General features: G+C 56.8%; 20 protein-coding genes. 13 read left to right on the top strand and 7 right to left on the bottom strand.

Annotation, left to right across the window (positions count from 1 at the left end; translation table 11 throughout):
* Positions 1-22: 22 nt before the first annotated feature.
* From G7Y50_RS06435 to G7Y50_RS06425, 3 genes are all read left to right on the top strand, one after another.
* Positions 23-625, top strand: a complete 603-nt coding sequence (locus tag G7Y50_RS06435) for a type IV toxin-antitoxin system AbiEi family antitoxin domain-containing protein (RefSeq protein WP_165053140.1) — start codon at positions 23-25, stop codon at positions 623-625.
* A complete protein-coding gene (locus G7Y50_RS06430; RefSeq protein ID WP_165053143.1) occupies positions 622-1,464 on the top strand; it encodes a nucleotidyl transferase AbiEii/AbiGii toxin family protein in 843 nt (280 codons plus the stop codon). The genes G7Y50_RS06435 and G7Y50_RS06430 overlap by 4 nt, the downstream gene beginning before the upstream one ends.
* Before the next feature lie 848 nt (positions 1,465-2,312).
* Positions 2,313-3,335: a CFI-box-CTERM domain-containing protein gene (locus G7Y50_RS06425; RefSeq protein WP_165053146.1), complete on the top strand. Its 1,023-nt coding sequence runs from the start codon at positions 2,313-2,315 to the stop codon at positions 3,333-3,335.
* Positions 3,336-3,660: 325 nt separating this feature from the next.
* Here G7Y50_RS06425 and G7Y50_RS06420 read toward each other — a convergent pair whose 3' ends face one another.
* Entirely contained in the window at positions 3,661-3,969 is a 309-nt protein-coding gene (locus G7Y50_RS06420; RefSeq protein WP_165053152.1) for a hypothetical protein, read from the bottom strand.
* Between the two features lie 668 nt (positions 3,970-4,637).
* Between G7Y50_RS06420 and G7Y50_RS06415 the strand changes: the two genes are divergently transcribed.
* From G7Y50_RS06415 to G7Y50_RS06405, 3 genes are read left to right on the top strand one after another with little or no spacing between them, the layout of a single operon-like run.
* A complete protein-coding gene (locus tag G7Y50_RS06415; RefSeq protein ID WP_165053155.1) occupies positions 4,638-5,804 on the top strand; it encodes an SIR2 family protein in 1,167 nt (388 codons plus the stop codon).
* A complete protein-coding gene (locus G7Y50_RS06410; protein ID WP_165053158.1) occupies positions 5,804-6,289 on the top strand; it encodes a hypothetical protein in 486 nt (161 codons plus the stop codon). Before G7Y50_RS06415 ends, G7Y50_RS06410 begins: the two co-directional genes overlap by 1 nt.
* Positions 6,261-7,670, top strand: a complete 1,410-nt coding sequence (locus G7Y50_RS06405) for an ATP-binding protein (RefSeq protein ID WP_165056989.1) — start codon at positions 6,261-6,263, stop codon at positions 7,668-7,670. The genes G7Y50_RS06410 and G7Y50_RS06405 overlap by 29 nt, the downstream gene beginning before the upstream one ends.
* Before the next feature lie 848 nt (positions 7,671-8,518).
* Here the strand turns inward: G7Y50_RS06405 and G7Y50_RS06400 are convergent.
* Entirely contained in the window at positions 8,519-9,073 is a 555-nt protein-coding gene (locus G7Y50_RS06400) for a TetR/AcrR family transcriptional regulator (protein WP_165053164.1), read from the bottom strand.
* Positions 9,074-9,190: 117 nt separating this feature from the next.
* Here G7Y50_RS06400 and G7Y50_RS06395 point away from each other — a divergent pair, with 117 nt between their 5' ends.
* Positions 9,191-9,883, top strand: coding sequence for a hypothetical protein (locus G7Y50_RS06395; protein WP_165053167.1), 693 nt, complete (start codon positions 9,191-9,193; stop codon positions 9,881-9,883).
* 1,552 nt (positions 9,884-11,435) lie between these two features.
* Here G7Y50_RS06395 and G7Y50_RS06390 read toward each other — a convergent pair.
* Positions 11,436-14,276 (bottom strand): EAL domain-containing protein, encoded by a 2,841-nt coding sequence (locus G7Y50_RS06390; protein ID WP_165053170.1) that lies wholly within the window; start codon positions 14,274-14,276, stop codon positions 11,436-11,438.
* A gap of 166 nt (positions 14,277-14,442) precedes the next feature.
* Between G7Y50_RS06390 and G7Y50_RS06385 the strand changes: the two genes are divergently transcribed.
* From G7Y50_RS06385 to G7Y50_RS06375, 3 genes are all read left to right on the top strand, one after another.
* Positions 14,443-14,916, top strand: coding sequence for an SOS response-associated peptidase family protein (locus G7Y50_RS06385; protein ID WP_165053365.1), 474 nt, complete (start codon positions 14,443-14,445; stop codon positions 14,914-14,916).
* 134 nt (positions 14,917-15,050) lie between these two features.
* Entirely contained in the window at positions 15,051-15,584 is a 534-nt protein-coding gene (locus tag G7Y50_RS06380; RefSeq protein WP_165053173.1) for a type IV toxin-antitoxin system AbiEi family antitoxin domain-containing protein, read from the top strand.
* Positions 15,581-16,399, top strand: coding sequence for a nucleotidyl transferase AbiEii/AbiGii toxin family protein (locus G7Y50_RS06375; protein ID WP_165053176.1), 819 nt, complete (start codon positions 15,581-15,583; stop codon positions 16,397-16,399). The genes G7Y50_RS06380 and G7Y50_RS06375 overlap by 4 nt, the downstream gene beginning before the upstream one ends.
* Positions 16,400-16,606: 207 nt before the next feature.
* On the opposite strand, the gene G7Y50_RS06370 is transcribed toward G7Y50_RS06375, so the two are convergent.
* Complete coding sequence (locus G7Y50_RS06370) at positions 16,607-16,813, bottom strand: diguanylate cyclase domain-containing protein (protein ID WP_206214788.1); 207 nt, start codon at positions 16,811-16,813, stop codon at positions 16,607-16,609.
* Positions 16,814-17,425: 612 nt separating this feature from the next.
* On the opposite strand from G7Y50_RS06370, the gene G7Y50_RS06365 reads away from it, so the two are divergent.
* Entirely contained in the window at positions 17,426-18,202 is a 777-nt protein-coding gene (locus G7Y50_RS06365; RefSeq protein WP_165056987.1) for a MerR family transcriptional regulator, read from the top strand.
* Here the strand turns inward: G7Y50_RS06365 and G7Y50_RS06360 are convergent.
* Together G7Y50_RS06360 and G7Y50_RS06355 are read right to left on the bottom strand one after the other, a co-directional pair.
* Complete coding sequence (locus G7Y50_RS06360; protein ID WP_165053200.1) at positions 18,130-18,561, bottom strand: hypothetical protein; 432 nt, start codon at positions 18,559-18,561, stop codon at positions 18,130-18,132. The genes G7Y50_RS06365 and G7Y50_RS06360 overlap by 73 nt on opposite strands.
* A gap of 177 nt (positions 18,562-18,738) precedes the next feature.
* The gene (locus G7Y50_RS06355; protein ID WP_165053203.1) at positions 18,739-19,725 is read right to left on the bottom strand and encodes a TDT family transporter; all 987 of its coding nucleotides are present in this window, start codon (positions 19,723-19,725) and stop codon (positions 18,739-18,741) included.
* A gap of 468 nt (positions 19,726-20,193) precedes the next feature.
* Here G7Y50_RS06355 and G7Y50_RS06350 point away from each other — a divergent pair, with 468 nt between their 5' ends.
* Positions 20,194-20,877 (top strand): ATP-binding cassette domain-containing protein, encoded by a 684-nt coding sequence (locus G7Y50_RS06350; RefSeq protein WP_165053206.1) that lies wholly within the window; start codon positions 20,194-20,196, stop codon positions 20,875-20,877.
* A gap of 1 nt (position 20,878) precedes the next feature.
* Positions 20,879-21,676 carry an iron export ABC transporter permease subunit FetB gene (gene fetB / locus G7Y50_RS06345; protein ID WP_165053209.1) on the top strand — a complete coding sequence of 266 codons (798 nt, stop codon included), beginning with the start codon at positions 20,879-20,881 and terminating at the stop codon, positions 21,674-21,676.
* 10 nt (positions 21,677-21,686) lie between these two features.
* Here fetB and G7Y50_RS06340 read toward each other — a convergent pair whose 3' ends face one another.
* Complete coding sequence (locus tag G7Y50_RS06340) at positions 21,687-22,508, bottom strand: MerR family transcriptional regulator (RefSeq protein ID WP_165053212.1); 822 nt, start codon at positions 22,506-22,508, stop codon at positions 21,687-21,689.
* Positions 22,509-22,525: the final 17 nt, after the last annotated feature.

Here is a 22,525-nt window from a genome sequence, read left to right as displayed (position 1 = left end):
GAATCTTTGATATGATTTCAGTATGAAAGTCGCAAAGCATACCCAGACGCTCGATCGCATCCTCGAAGAGGGCGACGGCATTATCACAGCTTCAGCAGCTGCGAAGGAGGGGGTTCCCAAGGACTCCTTCTATCGTTATGTGAAGGAAAAGGAACTTGAGAAGCAGGGGCGCGGCATCTACCTGTCCAAAGACGCCTTTCCGGACGAGCTTGCGCTGCTGCAGGCACGCTTTCCGAAAGCCATCTTCTCGCATGACGCCGCGCTGTTCCTGCACGACATGAGCGAGCGCGAGCCCATCCCGCTGTCGGTCAGCGTGGAGTCCGGCTACAACTCGCCGTCTCTCAAGGACCAGGGCGTTCGCATCTACTACGTGAAGCCCGAGTGGCACAGCATGGGAGTTTGTGACGTCAAGACGCCGGACGGCAACCTGGTCAAGGCCTACGACAAGGAGCGGACCATCTGCGATGTGATCCGCAAGAGAAAAAGCACTGATGTTACCGAATTCAACTACGCGCTGAAGTCCTACGTGTCCTCCAAGGGCAAGAACCTTGCGCGCTTGTCAGAGTACGCACGAACGATGAACATGGAATCGCGTGTCTGGGGCGTTATGGGGGTGCTCCTATGATCGACAATCCGAGGAAGGTGAAAGACCTCATCAAGAACCTCGCCAAGGGGGACAGCGGCAAGGCGCAGCTCTTGCAACGTCGCTATGCCATGGAGCGCTTCCTTGAGCGCGTGGCGGAATCAGAATACAAGGGAAACCTCGTCCTCAAAGGCGGCATGCTCGTGACTTCCATGCTCGATATTGGGCAGCGTATGACGAGGGGCACCGACGTCACCATGCAGGACAAGGCGCTGGATGTCGAGAGCGCCGTGAAGATGACGAGGGTGATCGCCGCCATCCCCTTGGCAGACGGCATGGCCTTCGATGTTGAGGATGCATACGAGATCATGGAGGACTCGGAGTACGGAGGCGTGCGTATCGAGATGCGTGCGCACCTCGGCAAGACGGAGATCCCCATGAAGCTCGATATTTCGACGGGTGATGCGATTACGCCTTCGGCTATCAACTACGCCTACCGTCTCATGCTTGAGGATCGCGACATCGACATCCTCGCATATAACATGGAAACCGTGCTCGCCGAGAAGATCGAGACCATGCTCGTTCGCTCCACGCTCAACACGCGCATGAGGGACTTCTACGACATGTGGGCGCTAGCCAACATGGGAGCCGACATCGACTACGGCACCTTGGCGGAAGCCGTCGCGGCAACCGCGAAGGCGAGGGGTCATGACATCATGCTCGCTGATTGCGAATCTGTCGTCGATGCCTTGGCGGCAAGCGAGGATATGGCTGGGCATTGGAAGAGATACCAGAACAGGAACGACTTCGCGGCGGGGCTCTCGTGGGAAGATGCGCTCGATGCCGTGCGTATGTTATGCAATGGGGCCTTGAGCCCTTAAAGAAGATAATATTGACTGGATGCGAGGATGCGTTTCAGTCTGGATCGATAGATTGCAAGGGCCCTTCTTAATGTGCTCAACAATCGGAAAAATCGAAAGTGGCTTACCCGCAATATCGCTCCTTGCTGCGCCCTGTTATCACTTGGGCGGCTTCTTGTTAACAGCGTTCTTCGAATTACCTGTTCAAAGCGTGTTTATAGAAACGATGATCTACTCCTTTTCATATTCCTGGGGAATATTATTTTGTGGAAATCAGGGGATAGAGCGATCGCCGTTGTCGGGTGATCTGTAATCGGGCGTGTTTTCCCAGAGTAAGCAGCCTTTTCGTTTTTCGGTGATCTACTCCCTTGATAGAATGAATAGTCGAACACGCAAATTGCTTCTGGTCTGGTAACACTACAGGATAGAATCCCTATAATGGATTTGGGTCACATGGACGCTATTGAACGCATAAGACGCGATTTAAGAGTTACCACGATTGAATGGGAACAAAATTTACTCATAACGGTTCATAACAATAGGAAACGATTCATTGCGTTTCTGCAGTTCATAGGCTAGTTTCTATAAACCCCGAAGGAGCACTCTGGAGCACTAGAAAACGCTTCTCTAGGGTTCATTTGTCCATGGGTAAACGCCCAGAAAGTCCCATCCAAAGGACAAAAGTCATGGGCTGCTTCAATTTGTCTCCGCCCAATTTCCAAACCATCGTTCGCTCGCGGCACCTTCACAAGTCGTAAAAGAGTGGCAAAATGAAAGAGCTTCGACAGGGCGGGGTTTAAGCCTCAAATGCGATTCGTATCGCCTGAACAAAGCTACACCGTTCTCGCAAGACAGAAGGGGGCAACACTATGGCACCGAATAAAGCCGAAGATGAAGTATTCAAGCTCACAGAGGAAACTCATTTGAAACTCAAAAGAATATCCGTGATGACAGGTGACCCGTTTTCGTACTATGGCACATTTCAATATTGGTCTAATGCAATCAGCGAACATGCTGACAGTTCGGCGTATGACTTGCAGAACGCACTCGAGAAAGAGGGCTACCCACGACTGGATAGCAGGAAAGCAGATGACCTGGCTTGGGACTGGGCGAAATTTGAAGCAGGCTACACTGGACCGCCAGACAAGTTCGAACCGCAATTCGAGAGAAGAGTCAAAAGCGCCATCGACGACTGCTTCAAAAGCGCTACCAAAGCCGCAAGAGCGGCCCGCAAGAGCAACCCCGAGGTATTCAAAGCGCTGACATCTTCATATCAATCAACATTCCGGTTTTGCATAAATCAACGCATCAATTTATACGAACGAAGGCAAATTGACGATCCTGACGCAGAGATCAGAATCCCTGACATATATCACCCTGACGTATCTGCGTGGAACCTCGAAAGTTCCAACTTCGAAATGCCCTGTCTCGATGTAATAGATGCGGGGAACAGAGCGACTGTTTCTAGAAACGGGAAGCTGATCGCAGGCAATTTTAAGTCCTACCGCTGGACCGATATAAGAGTAGGCAAGTTTTTTGATTCGATAATCTATGCATGGCTGGACCGCGTCGAGTCAGACATGAGCGATGAGGAGTATTGGGCCTCAAAGAAAGAGGAAAAGAAAGGCTGCTACGTTGCTACCGCAGCCTATGGTTCCTACGATTGCCCCGAGGTTTGGACCTTGCGCCGTTTCCGCGACTACGAACTTGCAGAGACCGCTGCCGGACGCGCCTTCATCAAGATCTACTACGCAATTAGCCCCACCCTCGTAAAGTGGTTTGGTGGCACAAACTGGTTCAAGGCTATGTGGAGAGGGCCTCTCGACAAGTTGGTCAGCAGGTGCAAAGCAAAAGGCCACGCAGATACGCCCTACGAAGACAAAACCTGGTAATGGTCGCAGCCCCTCCACAACGGGGGGGGCTTTTCTATGCTAGCTTACCCTTAAATACCCCGCTTGGCCCACGGAATCAATCCTCATGTAGTCGTCGGAGATCCTGCCGCTTGAATACGTGGTCCCGTTACCATCGACCAGTGAGGTGCAGTTGTAGAACGTCGCATACTTGTTGGTGAATGCCGGCGTCTGCCAAGAGGCATCGACCGTGATCGTCTGCAACAAGGAACATGACCCAAAGCCATCTTCGCACTGAGAGACTCCCCGAAGCCCATACTTTGAAGGTCAAGAGCCTCTAGCTTCGTGCAGGGCGCAAGTACATAGTTCATCTTGCGTGATTCCGTTCAGATACCCCCATGCCAAACACCGTCTCAAGGCTCGTCGTCCATACATTTGCGAAGGACTCATCAAACCCAACGGAAACTATCTCTTTCATTCGGTTGTGCCGCGGCACCTTGGACAGCGTCTCATGGCCATCTGTCGCTTCGAAGACCTCAACGACGATTCCGCCCGAAGGCGACCCCTCGGAGTGCAGACGGGTGAACTCAAGGATGTCATCAGCAAGCACCAGCGCACGGGGCCAGAGCACCACCGGCTTGGGATCAATGGGAGGAATCACCACGTCGCCCACCATGCCCAGATCGTCAGCGACGGAATTCGCGGAGAGCTACGAGGACCTGTTCGCAAGGTGAGGCATCTGAGGGTGCGATGGGAATCTGCGAAAGCGCGTAGGTCCCCGTTTTCGTGAAGAGCCACCAGGCCGGAACACGGTGCCAATCTGGCACTGTGGTTTTAGGGTTTGCGTCACCGACAGTAACCGATCATCCAGTAATCACCGATGCGCCTCGACTGCGAGCTTCTACGAAGTTTGTGAAAAGTGGTAACGGTAGGTTGAGGTTGATTGCGGGTGACAAGTGTGCCAAGCTGGTATTCCGACCTCTATCCGAATACTGCCCATCGAGTGCACCTGCTCCGACGCGCAGCTTCGGATTCGAAGAAACTGGGCGAAGTGGCGACTGTCGTCCTGCCGCATCACCCAAGGCTTCACAACGTAGGGTAGACAACTGTAACAAATCGGGTTTCTGCTGGTTTTTGAAGGTGTTTAAGATTCTCGAATGGTGTCGAAGCGCACAATAGATCGCTCCTTGCCCAGCCCTAATCGAGCACGTTTGCCCGCATTTGCGGAAAACACTACCCCGCCTGCCTTTGTGCTGGTGCGCTACGAGTTCGATCAACATGCGGTTCTTGGTCCCCAAGGTTATCATACGATCAGGCAATAACCAAATCCCGAAAGGCTGCCTGATGCGTAAATCGTTCTCGTTTACTCCCGCTTCGCAGGTAATAACCTGTGCAGATAATGGCGTCGGCTTAGAATTAGATGACCTCTCGAAAGAAACGCTGCGCAATGCCTTTTCGAACTCACACATCAACATTCTGCTAGGTGCGGGGTTTTGCGCAGGCTTGCTACCGACGCTCGGTAATAGGGAGCAGTGGCTTGAATGGTGCCACAAACATAAATGGCAAGACCCTGTGTTTGCTGAATTCGCTGAGGCTCTCTTGCAGCTCGAATACTTCAAAAACGTCCTTCTGCCTATGCGCGATATTGCTCCGACGACCGAAATGCTCGACTTCTGCGATCATCTCAAGCGAATTATCGAAACGCGAGGTACGACAACGATTCCCAGGCGCGCATGTCTGTTCACTACCAACTACGACCCCATGATCGAACTTGCTCTGGAACGGTCGGGATGTGCGTACAACGACGGGTTTGAAGGAAGGGTCAATCCTGTTTTTGCCATCCGTTCATTCAGCCGAACGCAGTATCAGCAATCCCTTTCCATGGAGTACTCCGCGCAGGTTCCCACCCTTAACGTCATAAAGCTCCATGGGTCGGTTACGTGGGGCAAGAGCCATGCTTCCGATAACATCTGCTTTCACAACTACATCGAAGCGTTGGACTCGTTTGCGGGCAAAGCATCGGGCACGATGGCCCTTGCTGAGCTTCCCCAAATTGAGCAGATCGTCAAATCGCAGGTCAAGGAGGCCGAAGGTAATCTTGTCAGGGTTGTGGAAGGGCTATCTGGGAAAGACGCCTCAAATCTAGTAGATTATCTCGCAGATTACCATCGCGCCTTCTACTTGATAAATCCAACAAAGCGAAAGTTCGAAGAGACCGTTCTCGGGTTAACGTACTACGAGCTTCTCCGCCTCTATGCGAACGAGCTTGATCGCAACAACGCGCTCTTGATCAGCTTCGGCTTTTCTTTCGAAGACGAGCACATACTTGATATAACACGACGTGCACTCGAGAATCCGCAACTCATATTGCTTGTATGCTGTCACAAGGAAGTTGACCTTGAGAAATACCAGGAGAAGTTCCAGCATGCCAGTAACGTCTGGTACGTGGTTCCATCCGGCGGCGAATTCGCCCTCGAGGGATTCTGCAAAATACTGAATGGGGTGCGCTGATGCTCGATTCATCCCTTATTGTTGCGCGAGTTGTGGAGGTGCGTGGGACCAAGATAAGGGCGCGCGTCTATGGGGATAGGAATGAGGCTTTCCTGTTTCACAACGGCCAGTTGATCCGCAATGTATCCGTCGGAGGCTATGTCAAGATACCGTGCGGCTTCGACCACATATTTGGACGCATCGAAGGCGAAATCCAGAACGAGGTTAGCTCCTCCCAAGACGATTATTCTGCCCGCACGACAGGAGGGTCACGAATTGAGCGTGTGATTGAGATCTCGGTCTTTGGCGTTAGGAGGGGCGACAAGTTCGACAGGGGCATCACGATTCTCCCACTCGTCTCATCGGATGTATACGTTCTGACTCCCGAAGAACTCACCATGATAAGTTTTTTTCATGAAGCCCATGGAAAAGCCCTTCAGGCTGGGAAGCCTTGTTGGGCAAGAAGGGGTATCGGTTGTGGCGCCGACAAGCAGCCTCTTTGCTAGCCACATTGGCATATTCGGCAACACGGGCTCGGGCAAGTCGAACACGCTGTGCAAGTTCTATACAGATTGCTTTGACAGGATGAGGGAGGCTGGCTCTCTGGATTCTGGAAAGGGCCAGTTCATCTTCATCGACTTCAACGGTGAATATACGTCATCTGACGTTTTGTGTCCGGAAAAGAAGGTGTATGAGCTGGATACCGCTGCCAAGGCAGGCAAGCAGAAGGTACCCGTGCCCGATGACTTCTACTTCGATTTGGAGACTTGGGCCATTCTCACGCAGGCAACCGAAAAGACCCAGCGCCCCTTTTTGCGCGCTTGCCTTCGTACTGCCCGTAAAATCGTCGATGCTCACAACAGTGTGGCGTATTTGGAGAAGATGATGAGGTCATTTCTCGAAGGCTATTTTGGTCACGAACGCGTATTCGCTGAGCAACGCGACGATTTTGCCCGGTGCATGGCATTCGTTGTCGACAAAGACAACCTGCGTGATTCGGAAGACAAAGTGCGAGAGACGGTCGAGGATATAGAAATCTTTGCAGGTACCGCAACTCCCATTCTTAGAATCGGCAATGCGTACGGTAATAGCGCTGCTGAAGTCGAAAGCAATGTTTTCAGCGCTTTCAACACGCTCCCCAAAAAACTTCGTGACTTAGTCGAGGATTTGCCCTCAATAGTCGAATTCTGCGCTCGGTTCTTATTCCTTCAGCGTTGGCGCAGCGGCAGCATTGCGCGCGAGCATATATCGAGTTTGATTCCGCGTCTGGAAAACCAGATGAAAGAGGCTCGCAAACTATATGAGACGACACCGGGCGGTAAGCTGCTCAGCGCTGATGAACCCGTGAAGGTTTTTTCCTTGCTAGATGCGAACCTGGATCAGAAAAAGCTGGTCCCGCTTATCATCGCAAAATACGTGTACCGGGAGCAGCGCTCACGCGGTCGCAGCGAGCAAGACTCAAGCGTTCATCTCATCGTTGACGAGGCTCATAATATCCTCTCGTACGATTCCCAGCGCGAAAGCGAAAGCTGGCGTGATTACCGACTGGAGACCTTCGAGGAGATTGTGAAAGAGGGTAGGAAGTTCGGAATGTATCTAACGGTGAGCAGCCAAAGGCCTTCTGATATCTCGCCGACAATCATTTCCCAGATGCATAACTATTTCATTCATCGGTTGGTAAATGACGACGATCTTCGTGCCGTCGGAAAAGCCGTGTCGTTCATCGATCATGCAACTAGCAGCATGATTCCCGTTCTTCCACAAGGCGCGTGCATTGCCAGTGGCACCGCGATCCCTTATCCAACGCAGGTCCAAGTGGACAAGATGCCAACGATCAAGCAGCCGCACAGTTATGATCGTGACTTAGCTACCGCATGGGGCTTCTAGAGCGTAATAAGGTTGGTTCACTCCTGTTCGCTATCTGAATCCGACCAGGAACTGGCCTATCAAGGGGCGAGGCGCTCACCGCTTCGAATGGCAGTAGTAGGCATGGGTGGATAACGTGATTGCCGCTATTGCGTGCGTCAAGGTTCAGCGATCGACACTGAACGCTACGAAAACATCGATCTCGTTTGACGCTCACGGCAGATTGCCCGCTAGTCCGCGCAGACCACCTTCATCTCCGCGGCTCTAAGCCCGGAGATTCCCGCACCGGATACGTCACTGCTGACTCACTGTCTGACCTTACTCTGACTTACTCTGACCACAGGTTAGACTTCCCGTCTGCGGAAATAAAGCGGCAGCAGCCTGCAGTGTCGTTCTGCTCTGCCCGCTCTAACCTACTCTGACCTATCGGAGGGTATAGTACTGTGACGGATCGTTGATGCTCGTGCTGTGCCGGGATATGTCAATCGCGCCTTCAAGCCAATCGCGAAAGCGCTGTTTCTTCAGGTGCGGTATTGGACATACTGGAGCTTGCGCATCCTTGCGGATACAGACTCTTTCGGCAAGCTGCCTAGATGTCGTGCCACTGTTGCTATATCGGTATCTATATAGGTTCCGATGGAGGATATATGTCACGTACGATACCGAAAGGGCTCTCTGGTGTGCTTGAGGCGCTCGAGCTCGAGCGCCCGCAGCTCGTGACCATGCCTCAGCTTGCCGGCATATGCGAGAAGGCGGGCGTTCGCACGCCCGCCAAGGTCGTCGCCTCCCGGCTACGCGAAAGGGGGTGGCTGCTTCCTACGACGCAGCGCGGGGTGTGGGAGTTCGCTCCGGCAACCGCTGGCAAGTTCTCACTTGTCTTCTCGGATCTGCCGCTCCTTGGCATTCACCACAACCGGAAGGGCGAGCGTTTTCAGCGCGCTTGCAAGTTGCTTCGCATCCGGAGCCGGCTCTTGCAAGACGAAGCGCTTCATGACATTGAACACGCCTCCCGCGATAAATGCCTGCATAGCCCGATCCGATGAGCCGAACCCTCTAAGGGATCCCATCGACACGAGAAGCCGCTCGAAGCGGAAGAGTATCCTAGAATCCAGTCCGGCCTTGAAGAGGCAACTGAGAAACTGCCGATTGCCCGCGAACAGCTTGCCCAAGGATTCGAACAGTCGATCGAATGTCTGCCCCTGTTCCTCGTTCTCGAACACCTGATGGAGTAGGTCGTCGAGATAGCGGAGGTAGACATCCTCCTTTCCTTCGTAATGCCTGTAGTAGGTCTGACGGGACACGCCTGCGCGTTTGCAGATGTCCACGACACTGATATCTCCGTAAGCCTTCTCGCTCTGTAACTCTATGGTTGCATCGAGGATCCTGCTCTCCACATCGGATAAATCCGCCGTCAGCCTTCCCATGCGCTTCCTCTCAAAGTGACAATGCCTGCGGATGTGCTCCATCGAGTCAGCGTGTCTCATGCCGTCAACGATACCATTGCGATGTTACATCTGTCACTTTGAGATAGGAGGAACGGGATGGTATTCGTTGGCATTAGCGGTCTGTTCTGGACCATCGTGTACATCCTCATCATCCGCAGGGACTTCGCGGACAAGACCTATGGCATGCCGCTCGCGGCTCTGGCAATCAACATCGCATGGGAGGTCAGGTTCTCTATGCTCTTCTACTCGCCGGATATGATGCTGTTGCCTCAGGTCATCAATACGGTTTGGGCTCTCTTCGACGTAGTCATCGTGTTCACGGTGCTCAAGTTCGGAGGCAGGGCGTTTTCGGACACGTACAAGGCCAAGCCTGGGAAGTACAGCTTCTGCGGCATGTTCATCCTCATGCTCGCCTTCTGCTTCATCTTCATCTTCATCGGAACGGAATTCCTTGCCACCATCCCCGCCTTCCATGATCCGAATCTCGGCGGAGCGACCTGGGAAGCTGCCAAGTTCATCGCCTATTCGCAGAATCTCCTCATGAGCGCGCTGTTCATCGCGATGATCTGGCAGCGCGACAACGTGCAAGGCCAGTCCTTCTGGATCGCTTTCTGCAAGTGGTTCGGCACCTTCATCGTCATGTTTAACTACCTGCCCGCCCATTCCTTCGATCAGTTCGGCGTCATGTGGCTGATCTTCGCTGCAATCGAGATCTGCGATGTGTGGTACATGGTCCTGGTTTGGCGCAAATGCAAGCAGCTGGACATCAACCCCTTGAAGCTTGTCTGATGATCTACTCCAGATATTCAAATTCAAGAAAGATTCCCCGCTGCTGTGCAGTGGGGAATCTTTCTTGAATTCGCGAATTGAGCCGTCTGGAATTCAGCCTTCGGTTGAACCTATTAGGCTGATTTGGCCATTGGCTAGTAGCATCCGCAGTCGCTTTCTGAATGAGCGCTATGAGACTTCGCGTTGAAGCAGAGCATCACAAGCAAACCACGTGCTACTAATGCGTGAAATGCGAGTTGGTGGCTATCGTGGTCTGAACTGGGAGCTTGTCGCTGTCGCAACGACTGCAAGTCTGCGGTCGCCAGTGGCTTTTTCTCGAATAGCGGATTTGGCGTCATGTTACGGCGCTCGAAATCGTGTTCCAAGAACGAGTTGACCGCATGTCGGCTCATCGCGGAGCATGGCGCATCGAGAACGGCAGAGATAGCGGAGGCCGTCAACTTGACTCCGCGGGGCACCCTGAAGCTGCTCCAGTGATTGGAGAACAAGGGAGTCATCGTGGGACGAGGCTCAACGAGTGATCGCACCTACCGGCTGAAGTGATACGCGCTCCGTGCCTATCATTCCCGCCCTTTACAACATTCTCGTCTGTAGAACGACAAACTAGTTCGACCGCTTTTCCTTGATTCACGCCAAATTCAATAACATGACATGGCGTGTCGATTGACATAATCTGACGCTTTGTGTGCATCGCACCGAAAAGCTGCGAGGACCTGCTCGAAAGGCGCGGTATCTGAGGGCGTCAGTTGGCTCGCCGATCGCGGCGAGCCAACCACTTCTCAAGCATCGTCCCATGTCAGGCTCACGATGCCAATTTGTCATCGTTGCTGTTTAAATGTGTTTTGTCACCTGCGGTCGCGTGCATGGCAAAGATTGATGACATTTACAGGGCGGTCGATGACTTCGGAAGGCGCAGGTGTGGCCGCCGAAGGTGCTTGAGCAGCCGGGCTGGGCCGAGCTCTACGCCGTGCAAGCCGAAGGTCTTCCAGTTGCCCCGTCAGTGGGCGAGGCTATAGATTGGACAAACTCACTCATAGACCAAATCCGACAGGCGGATTAAGGCGAACGTCTCGCGCTGTGCCTTCGGTTTGAATTCGCAGAATTACCAGCACTGTGGTTGGGCTATTCAAGAGCGCTTCTCGCTCAAGTTACGGGTGCGAACTCAATCTTAACTCAGCATTTCGCGTTATCGCAGGTCAGCGATTTACTCCGCTATGCGATATTTACTCCTGAGCTGTTCCAGGGGAGTAAATCTTCGGGAAATGGGAGCCCTCCTTCTGGGCTGTGGGTAGTGTGCCCATTGCCGGTGTTTGGCGATTTCGCTTTGAAGGGCAGACCGTAGGGCCTGACCGAGAAAGCGGAGCATCATCTAGAGCATGATTGCCTTTGCCGCATCTTAAGCGGCCCTCTTCCCGATGGCAACACTGATCGATTCTGGAAAGGAAAAAGCCCGGCGTTGTCGGGCTGAGGGCAGTGCATCGGTGCGCACCGGTGGATCACGAAGCGGTACACTGGTGCGCTGCGGAATCATGCACCGATTGGCGCGTAATACTCATAGTCTGGTACCTTCCCTTCTTCCTTTTTCCGTCAGCAGGTAGGCCTTTAGGTCTCTGGGTGGCAGAGACTTTGAGAAATAGTATCCCTGGCAGCAGGTTGCGCCGAGAGAGCGGAGGTACTCGTAGGTCTTCCGGTCTTCGATCCCCTCCAGGCAGCTATGGAGGCCCAGTCTCCGTGTGGCATCCACGATTGCGCCCACATACGCCTGATTAGCCTCCCGGCTGCGTATATCCGTGATGAAGGACTTGTCCAGCTTGACCTCGTCTATCGGGAGATTGAGCAAAACACCCAGGGAGGAGAAGCCGGTACCCACATCGTCCAAGGCGATCTGAATGCCAAACCTGTGAAAGAACTCGATCTGCGACTTCAGGTATTCCTCGTCCAGTTCGCGACAGCGCTCCGTCAGCTCCAGGCAAAGCTGCTGGGGCGGGAAGCCGGTCTCCCGCAGCACATCCAGCACCATGGCGTTGAACCGTTCGTCCTCCAACTGCAGGACGGTGATATTGACCTTGATCACGAAACCAGGCACCACCGGCAGCATCTCCCGGGCATCTGTGAGGGCTTTCCGAAGGATCCACCAGCCCACCTGGAAGAAGCAGGGATCGTTTTCCAGCCAAGGTACAAACTGTCCCGGGTGCACCTTGCCGAATTCTTCGTCCCGCCACCGCAGCAGAGCCTCCGCCCCGATGGCCTCTCCGGTATCCATTTGGTGAATGGGCTGATACTCCAGGCGAAAGCCCTTCCGCTCCGTCACCGCGTCCTGATAGATGGCGGTCAGCAGTTTGAAGTCTACCTGGCTCTCGCCTCGAGCCGGATCGCCGTAGAATGTGAGACGGCCGTGGCCCTCCTGCTCGGAACGCTCTAGCACGCTGGTCAGATTGTTCCGGACGGTGGCGACGCTGCCGGTATATTTCTCGTCCACGGCAAAGGTTCCACCCGCCAGCCTCAGGGGAATGGTGATGGAGTCCATGGTGATCTCGAAGCGGGCGGCGCTTGTCAGGTCTGTATAGAGCTTGGAAACATCCTCCGCATCCATTCCCGGCAGGCAAAGAGTAAACCTGGTGTCTCCGATCCGGAAAATCCGTCCTTTTTGGCCAACGATCTTTCTCAGAATACCGGAAAACTGCCCCAGGATCTGGTTGCCGGTTAAGTGGCCATACAGCAGGTTGATCCTGCTGAAGGAGCAGATCTTCACCGTCAGGAAGGATACCCTGGTCTTCTCCCGTAGCAGCTTTTCCATGTAGGGAGCCAGGATGCGCTCGTTGTGAAGCCCGGTAATGGGATCGATGGTTTCTCCGATGCCGTGATTGATCAGGGTGGCGACAAACAGATCCGGCTCACCGCTTTTGCCTTTCAGTATTCTGCCCCGGCAGGTGCATACCACATATTCTCCCCGTTTGTTGCGAACGCGGTATTCTATGTCGTGCTCCTTCTTTTTTCCGTTGAAAACCGCGCTGATGTCCGCCCAATAGGTGGCGCGGTCATCCGGGTGGATATACTCCATCCAAACGGTGGCGTTGTCGTAAATGAACTCGCCGGGCAGGCCGAAGTAGTCCACCGCCGCCTGAGACCAGCGGGAAACGTTGGTGGACAGATTGCCCATGGTAAGGTAGTTCCTTCCGCCTGTTGCGGCAAAGGCATCGAAGATGCGGTCGGTCAAGCCGGTGACATTCAGCTGCTGCCCGTCCTGTGACAGGCGGGCTTTTTCCCGCCTCATGTCCGTCTTGTTCTGATACATGAGATAATCGGCCATCTGCAGCACATTGCGCAACGAGGCGTATTCCTCGCCGGATACGGCGTAGCCGACGGCAACGCTCATCTGGTAGGGCACCTTTTCGGACATGGCCTTGCAGTCCGCATTGACCCGATCGATCTCCTGCTGGATTTTCGCTTCGTCCGCATTGCGGTATATGGCCAGAAACTCATCGCCGCCCATGCGGTAGATGCTTTTCGCCCCCTGCAGATCCCGCGTCAAGATCTGGGCGATGTCACCGATGTAATCATCCCCTTTCAGGTGGCCAAACTCATCGTTGACCTCCTTCAGGTCGTTGATGTCGCAGAATACCATCCCGAAGCGAACATCCCGGTTCTGGACGAACTTCTCCTCCATCTGCTGGATCTCGAGCTCATAGCTGTTGCGGCTCTTCACGCCGGTGAGGGCGTCAATCAGCAGCTTCTGCCTAAACACATCCGCCGGGTTTTCCAGGGAGAAGAAAAACGCCACCGTGACAACGGTTACCGCGCCGCCTGTAATCAGCAGCTCGGGCACCGCGATTTGGATGCACTCCGCCGCCACCATCACCGTGAGCATGGGAATTAAGGCCATCCGAACATGGGGCGCCAGCTTTTTGAAATTCACGGTCAGGATCACGGCGCTGCCTGCTAGAAATATCATGCCAAGGCCATAGCCTACAACGGCTGCCGGCCCTAGGCTGTAATTGGTTCCGTTGCCCTGAAGATACTCAATGGGCATCACCGGCAGGAGGAGCAGATAGAGCCCCACCAGGGAAAGGCCAATAATTCTTACCGCCTTCTGAATCCGCTTCGCACTGTAGGACAGAGCAATCACATAGCAGAAGAACTCATGGGCAAACAAAATGGCGAACAGGTAAAACACCACATGGGCTATGTAGTTGACCCAGATGGGGACCTGGTCCAGATTGTTCACCGTCAGCACGGTGATTATGTCGAACACAACATGGCCAATGGCAAAGAACAGCATTCTCTTAAAGCTGCCATTGTCTTTTCCCATTTTGTAATAGCGGGCGTTGATGCCGAGAAAAATCAGGAGTATCAAGCAGACGATCTCCACTCGGACGATCAGCAACGGATACAAGTGCTCACCACCAGACGTACTTATAGTTTTATCCCAAACGCTCTTCCTATATCAGATTCGTTTCAAAAACACAAGAAGAACTCTTCCACGACGGCATTTCCCCCTGCTTCCTTGTCGCAATTTGCAGTCTACAATGAACAACTGACAATTATGACTATCGGCTTGAATACTTGCCCTTGCATCGCCTCCCGCCCTCGCCTTCGGATCGCTTTCCGCTCGCGGGCTCTCGTGGGGGTTCGAGGAGCCGTGGAAATCCGGCGTCGTGTTCAACACGCGCATCGAGAGCGTGGAAAAGCCCACCTGGCGCGAATCGATGGAGCATCGCCGCTGCGTCATCCCGGTGCGAGCGTTCTTCGAGGCGCACCGCGAGGAGACCTGCTCCTCGCCGAAAACCGGCAGGTCTGTCAAGCGCCAGTACGAGTTCCGCGTTCCCGGTCAAGACGTCATCCTCATCGGCTGCACCTGGAGGGGCGGCACGTTCTCTGTGGTGACAACCGAGGCGAACGCCGACATGGCACCGATCCACCACCGCATGCCGCTCGTCGTGCGTCAGGAGGAATTGCCGCTGTGGCTCGGCCCCGGCTACCGCAAACTCGCCGACCGTTCGTCCATCAGGCTCGAAGCGAAGCACGGCGCTTGAGGGTATCGGTCGGCTCACTGGTCGCGGCGAGTCGACCATTGCCGAGACGTCATCCCAGATCGGGTCTAAATTGGCACGATGCGGTTTTGCGTACTTTGTTGGCAGAACAATACCGATAATGGTATAGTTCTGCCATGAGCTATTACGATGACATATACGAGATCGCGGTAGATAACTACTACCTCATATCTACTGAGGACGCCTGCGAGGCGGGGATACCGCCCGTGGAGCTTGCCAAGCTCGCCCACCGTGGGAAGCTGGAGAACATCTCCCGCGGGCTCTATCGACTGACCAAATACGTTCCGAGCAGCTATGACCCCTACGCCATAGCGGTCGCGCGTTTGGGTAGGAAGGCATACCTATATGGCGAATCCGTGATCGGCATGCTGGATCTTGCCCCGACGGACCCCAATCGCATCTTCGTCGCTGTGCCTACGCGGACCAGAAGGAAGCTTCCTTCTGGTGTCCGCGTGAGGAAGCCGGGCAAGGGAGATGTCGTGACGCGCTACGAGGGAATTCCCTCCCAGAACGTGGCCACGGCCATTCGCGCAGCCAGGCAGACGATGATGGACGAGAGGCTGCTGACTGCCACGAAAGAGGCGCAAGCTCAAGGATATCTCACCAAGCGGGAATACGAAGAGCTCGAGAAGGACATGGGGTGGCGATGAAAAGACCTAACAGCGTTAGAAATCTGGATATGGCGATCCGCCGTTTCGGTGTGAGCGAAGAGGATTATCTGGGGAATCGCACCGTGATCGCTAACACTATCGTGGGACAGATGCTGAGGGGTGTCGTGATAAAGGGTGGCTCGTCCCTCAAGATTCGCTTCGGCGATGCGGCGACGAGAGCCACGACTGACCTCGATGCAGCGAGGTCAGTCGATCAAGACGAGTTCGCCGACGACTTCTCCCGGCGCCTTTCGGATGGCTGGGAGGGCTTTACGGGTCGGCTCGTAGAGATGCCCAAAGCGCATCCCGAAGACGTTCCTGACTCCTATGTCATGCAGCCCTATGCGGTGAAGCTGAGCTATCTCGGCAAGCCTTGGTGCACCGTGACGTTCGAGCTCGGCCATAACGAGATCGGTGATGCCGACGACGCTGACCTCGTCGTGCCGAAGGATGCCGCGAGGATGCTCAAGGCGATGGCTTTCCCGGAGCCAAGCCCTGTGTCCCTCATGAGTCTTCGCTATCAGATTGCCCAGAAGCTCCATGGAGTGAGCGAGCCAAACAGTCAGCGTGCCCACGACCTGATAGACCTCCAGCTCATCGTCACAAACGGCGAGGTCGACCTACATGATGTGAGGGAGGTGTGCGAGCGCTTGTTCTCGTACAGGCGAAAGCAGGAGTGGCCTCCGACCATAGTGAAGGGCGATGCGTGGGACCTCCTCTACTCGGAGGCCGCTGCTGGCCTTGACGTCTTGCCCGGTGCAGATGAGGCTGTCGCTTGGGCCAACGATCTCATCCGGCGCATCGCCGCCGCGTAGGGACGAGCACATTGCAATCCGTCCTGCTACTCAGGCTTGACGAGCAAAAGCAAACCCCCTGCGACCATTGGTGCTGGGGAAATGAGGAGTAAATCAAGGGAGTGGTAGCGCTTTTCGGGTTAAAAAGGATACGTTCACGACTGCGGTCAGTGAGGTGGGTCAGAGATCGAACATGAGGTTGGCAACCACTTGGCCGAGCCTTTTCCATCAGGATGCCCTGTTGGCAATCAGGAAGCGGTCCTTCCCTTTTCGCTTGGCCTCGTATAGGGCTTCGTCCAGCTGCCGGGCAAAGCTCCTCAGGGCCATATCTCCCTCCGGGTGGCCGAACTTGTCGTTGGTCTGTTTGGCTGAGCGAAAGGTGACCAACACCAGAAGCAGGCAGGCTACCAGGGATGCTCCCACCATAATGACCATGATCCGGTCTAGGCTTCTCAGAGCCTCTGTGCGGCTCATGCAGGTGACGAAATACCAGTGCACAAAACGTCTGGAAGGCGGCGCATGACACGAAGCGTGTCGACGGCGTGACGTCGCGGCTCTTTCCGGTCTCGCCAACGCCCGCCACCTTCGGTCTCGCACCGAGGCGAAACGAAAGGAAGCGGCGCATACGCCAAGCGCAACACGCAAGCGCAACGCAGGGAGGGGAGAGCTGCTCGCAGGGCTGGCGCGCTTGAGCAGGTCGCGTGGCTTCGCGTGTCGAACTGAGTGGCCATGGCGGCCAAGAAGGGCAGCTGGCCGCTTTCTGCGGAGGGGCTGCGGCTTTGCGTGCGATCATATGGAACCGGGCATCCCCTGTGAGCTTCCGGGAGGCGACAGAACGGCACGCTTCACCCGTTCCGCGCAGAGCGCTCGCGCATGGAGTCGACCCGTCGCAAGGTGCGATGCGTGAGGATGTGGCGGCTCTCGAAGGAGCGCTGGGCCTGCCTGGGCGACCGTGATGGTTGACCCTGACGCCGCGTCAGGGTTTAAGCTCGTCCGCAGATGGCAATGAGCAACGGAACGACTGAAGAAGGGAAGAGGGCGGCTGCGATGGCACGCGAAGGCACGTACGGCATCAAAGAGCTCGCCAAGTTGGCGGGTGTGAGCGCGCGCACGCTTCGCTATTACGATGAGATCGGTCTCTTGGTGCCGCATCGCGCTGAGAACGGCTACCGCATCTACGACACCGAAGACGCGCATGCGCTCCAGCACATCCTTCTGCTGCGAAGGTGTCGGATACCCCTTTCCGTCATCGCCAGCGCGCTCCACGAGCCCGACTTCGAGATCGGTCGCATGCTCTCATGCCATCTAGGCGATCTACGTCGACAGAGATCGGATTTGGACGAGACTATCTCCATCGTGCAACGCGCGGTGGAGGGATTGGAGGCATTCGAGGCCATGGACGACAAGCAAAGATTCGAGCAGCTCAAGCGGGATTCCGTCGCCCTCTTCGAAGGAGAGTACGGCGAGGAGGCGCGCGAGCTTTACGGCGACGACGCCATCGACGCGTCAAACGAGCGTATGCTCGGGATGTCGCGGGAGGCGTGGGACGCGAAAGAGGGTCTGGAGCAGCGCATCAAGGACGCCCTGAAGGAGGCCATGGACACGGGCGACCCCCGCTCGTCGCTGTCAAGGACGGTGGCGGAGATGCATGCGCGGTGGATACGTCTTCACTGGGGTGATGACGCCTACACGCCAGAGGCCCATAAATCGCTCGCAGAAGGATACCTGCTGGATCCGCGCTTCGTAGCCTACTACGATGGGGCATGCGGCGAAGGCGCTACCGAGTTCCTTTGCAGCATCATCAAGGAGAACGTCGCTGCGTAAATGCTTGAGCCATGTTGCTGATCGCGGCATGACGCTGGCAGAGCCCTCCTCCGTCGACAGGGGCGCGCAAAGGTCCGTCGCAGCCCAGCTTCTAGCACCTGAAAGCGGGCGACCCTGAGGGCAGCGGCTGCGACGGCGGCGTTACGGCGGAAGATGTCGAGGTCCTTGATGTAGTTGTACATGATGGGGCGCACGGCCTCGTCGTAGTACGCCTCATCGAGCAAGAGGGTCTTCTCAAGGTCGAACTCCTCGGCAAGAAGCTCCAGGAAGGGATCCTTCTCGGCTGCGTGCTCGAGCACGTCGTGGTTACGCGGGCATTTCGCCTGGCACGCGTCGCATCCGTGTATGCGCTCGTCCATGTCGGCCCAGATTTCCTCCTGCGCGCCGCTTGCGGTCAATGGCGAAGCATCGCCGGCGGAATTGGCGGGCAAGCGAGCAGCGCCCCAGCCTTGTTGATGGCGCTCACCCGTCCAGGGCTGATGGTTCTCAGCGCCCAGGGCTTCTCTGCCAGCGCGTCGGCCCAGTCGCGTTCGTCGCTACTTCTCGAAGCACTCCTCGAGGCGCTCGTCCGCCCTCCTTTCGGCGAGGACGTCGGGCGCGCAAGGCTCGGTGAACGCGCGGTAGAAGAAGCGCAGGTAGTGCGCGAGCACGAAGACGACCATGCCGGTGGCGAAGAGCGTCTCGCAGACGGTCAGGGCGCCGAGCAGCGCGCCTGCCGCAGAGCCCTCCAGCGCGAGGATCCCGGCTCCCGCCAGGCACTCGGTTCCCTGCGAGAGCGCGGTGGCCGATATGACGAACGGGAACGTCATGGCCGCGAAGCTCGGGTAGAAGCTCAGCTTCAGGAACTTCGGGAGATGGAAGATCACGAAGAAGTAGAGCGCCTGGGCAAGCGCGAGCAGCACGGCGACGAACGTCGCGTTCGGCTCGTCGTACACGGAGAGGTAGCCCACCAAGGCCAGGCTCATCGGGGCGGCGTAGATGCAGAAGAGGGGCCGCGCCGCTTCGGGAGCCGGGTGCTTGGCGTAGCGAAGCGTCACGAGCACGAAGAGGGCGATGTAGCAGGTGAAGCCGAACCAGAAGAGGATGCGGCCGAGCTCTTGCTGCCCGAACGCAGGGGAGGTGACGGAAGCGACGATGATGCCCACGTAGCAGATGAAGTACGTGGGGAAGACCTCGGGCAGCTTCAGCTTGCGTATGAACTTGACCGTGAACCAGACGATGAGGACGCAGTGGCCGACAACGGCAAGGGCCCAGATGGCGAAGGCCGCCTCGAAAGCGACGGGCGCCGCGTACCGCGCGAGCAGCATGATGCTCATGAAGAGGGTCCCCGATACGCTTGCGGCTATGGAGTTGCCGAGGTCATCGCGCATCAGCTTGGGGTGGACGACGACCTTCAAGACGAGGAGGGCCACCATGGCAAGAGAGAGGCTCCCACAGACGATGTGGAGCGCAGGGCTCCACGGCGCAAGCAGGTTTCCCAGAGACGCAAGCCCCAAGGCGACGCCCGCCGTCGGGACGGGCACTTTGGCCAGCGCCTTCTTCGGGCTTGTCGCCCTTCTTTTCGCCAGCGCGCCTTTCGTTGCGCTTGTTGCGCCTGTTGCGCCCGTTGCGCCTGCTGCGTCGGCTGGTTCCGCGCTCGATTTCATCCAGGACTCCGTTCAGTGCCAGAAAACGCTGCCTCTTTGAGAACTGCGGCATTATAACCCTTCGGGAGCGTGCGGCTGCCAATCGACGGCCAATTGGCCGCCAATCGACGGCATCTCCAATTCTCGCTTGCCGGTTGTCGGGCAAACGGCGCTGCCGCGTCCTTTCGCGGTTTTCGCAAGCGCGACTTTGTGGGCAAAACCTGATTTTGCCCCTCGACGCCAGGATGGTCGCACGCGTCGGGTTCCGTTGCTGCTCCATGAATAGTAATATTTGCAGCGGTTTGCTCTTAGGCACATGCGTTGTTCGTAATCTTGGTCGCAAAGGACGCGTGGAGGTCAGCTTACATGACGTTTTTCGAGGCACGAGAGCTCACGGTATCCTATAGGCGAAACGGCGTGCCGTACGAGCCTTTCAGCGGTATCGGCTTCGAGCTTGCGGAGGGGCAGATCGCGGATCTCGTGGGCCCCTCGGGATCGGGCAAGTCGAGCCTGCTCTGCGCGTGCGCGCGCCTTCATCCCAAGGCGAGCGGCACCCTTTCGCTCAAGGGAGTTGACTCGAGCTCGTTCTCGCCGGAGGAATGGCGAAGGCGCGTCTGCTACGTGCCGCAGAAGCCCACCGTCATCGCCGGCACCGTGCGCGACAACCTCCTGCTGCCGTGGAGCCTCCGGGTCCGTCGAGGCGACGACCCGCCTCGTGACGAGGTGCTTTGCTCGCTCATGGACGAAGCCTCGCTTGGCGACGTGGGCCTCGACCGGGACGCCGCGCAGCTGTCAGGCGGCGAGCTCGCCCGGGTCGCGCTCCTTCGCGCCTTCGCGACCAGGCCGGACGTCCTTCTGCTCGACGAGGTTGACGCCGCGCTCGACGACGCGACGGCGAGGTCGGTTTCCCAGCTCACGCGCAGGCTGGTTCGCGACGGAACGACGTGCCTGCGCATTCGCCACAGGCCCCCCGATGGCGTGGCCGACAGGACGCTCAAGCTGGAGCACGGCAAGATCACTCAGCTCGACCACGCGGAAGAGGGGGCGTAAGGTGGACGCAGGCGTCATCGACATAGGGTATCTGGAGCTCTTCGGCGCTACGGCCTTCATGCTCGTGGCAGCCGTCGTCGCGTGGGCGCTCAGGCTCAGGCAGACCAAGGCAATCGTGGTCGCCACCGTTCGCTGCTTCTTGCAGCTGCTGGCGATGGGGCTGCTCCTCGTCTATTTGTTCAAATACCAGTCGTGGTGGCTCGTCTGCCTTGTGCTCGTGGGGATGTCGCTCGCCGCCACGCAGATCGCCATGGGGCGCGTGAAGGGCAAGGCGCTGCGCATCTGGCCGGAGGTGTTCGGCTCGATCTTCGTGTCGTCGATGATCGTGGCGTTCACCGTGGTCGAGGCCATCGTCCACGCCTCGCCCTGGTATGACGCGCGCGTGCTGGTGCCGATATCGGGAATGGTGCTCGGCAGCACCCTGAGCGCGACCGCCGTGGCGATCGACCGGCTCTTCTCTGACATGGACGCGCGCTCTGACGAGATCATGGCGTATCTGGCGCTCGGCTCCACGCCGCGGGAGGCGGCGTTCCCCTCGATCCGTTCGGCGATAGGGTCGGGCCTCACACCTGCCCTCGCCACCATGTCGGCGGCGGGCATCGTCCAGATCCCCGGCATGATGTCCGGGCAGGTGCTCGCCGGCGCCGACCCCATGATCGCGGCAAAGTACCAGATCGTTGTCTTGCTCATGATCTCCGCGGCCACGACCTTGTCCATCGTCGCGATCTGCTTCACCACCTATCGCAAGCGCTTCACGCCAGACGGCTGCTTTCTCTCGCCTGCGCTGCGCGACGAGTAGCTTGCCGCCGCTACGCCTGGGGCTCCGCGGCCTTGCGGATGGGGATCTGGACCTCGGTCAACCATTCGGACACATCGTCCTTGTTCCAGATGCCGTCGATGTAGCTCGTGCGGGGGTCGCCGGCGACCTCATATCCGTTCTGCTCGACCCACTCGAGCGCGTGGGCGAACGCGGGCCCCATGTCCTCGTAGGGACCCTGGTGCATCACCGACGCCACGTCGAGCGCGGGCGCCACCATGAAGCGGATCCCGTCGAAGTCGTCCTTCAACTTGGTCACGGCCTCGCAGTAGAGGATGTGGTTGTCCGTCTCGCGCCACTCGCGGTCGAGGTTCACCGTGTAGCAGTACTTGGGCGTGGCGCACCTGAGATCGGGGTACTTCGCGCGCAGCTTCTCGCCGAGCGCCGGCATTTCCCTGAAGTAGTCCGCAAACGTGCGCATCATGTATTCCTTGCAGTAGATGATCTGCTCGGGGATGTGCTTCACCGTCGTCGTGTATGGCATAGCGCCCTCCTTGTTCTCTTTCAGAATGAACTGGACGCGAGAGAGCATGGCCTGCCGCTCGGCGATCTCCTGCTCAAGCTCCATGGAATGCTGTCGCAGTATCTCGTTCGCATCGTCTCCGGATACGATGCGGGCGACCTGGCCGAGGGGAAGCCCCGCTTGGCGAAGCGACTGGATGCGGTGCAGGTCCACGAGCTGCGCCGCATCGTAGAGCCGGTATCCCGTGAACCGGTCTACCGCGCGCGGCTTCAAAAGCCCCACCTCGTCGTAGTAGCGCAGCGTCTTCACCGTGGTCATGGCCATCTTCGAGAACTCGCCGATGCGGAACATCTCCCACCTTTCCCTCG

This window comes from Adlercreutzia sp. ZJ176, from assembly GCF_011038975.1.
In the GTDB taxonomy this organism is placed as follows: Bacteria; Actinomycetota; Coriobacteriia; order Coriobacteriales; family Eggerthellaceae; genus CAAEEV01.
Note: the sequence above shows the minus strand (reverse complement) of the source record. Positions and strands in the feature narration are given on the sequence as shown.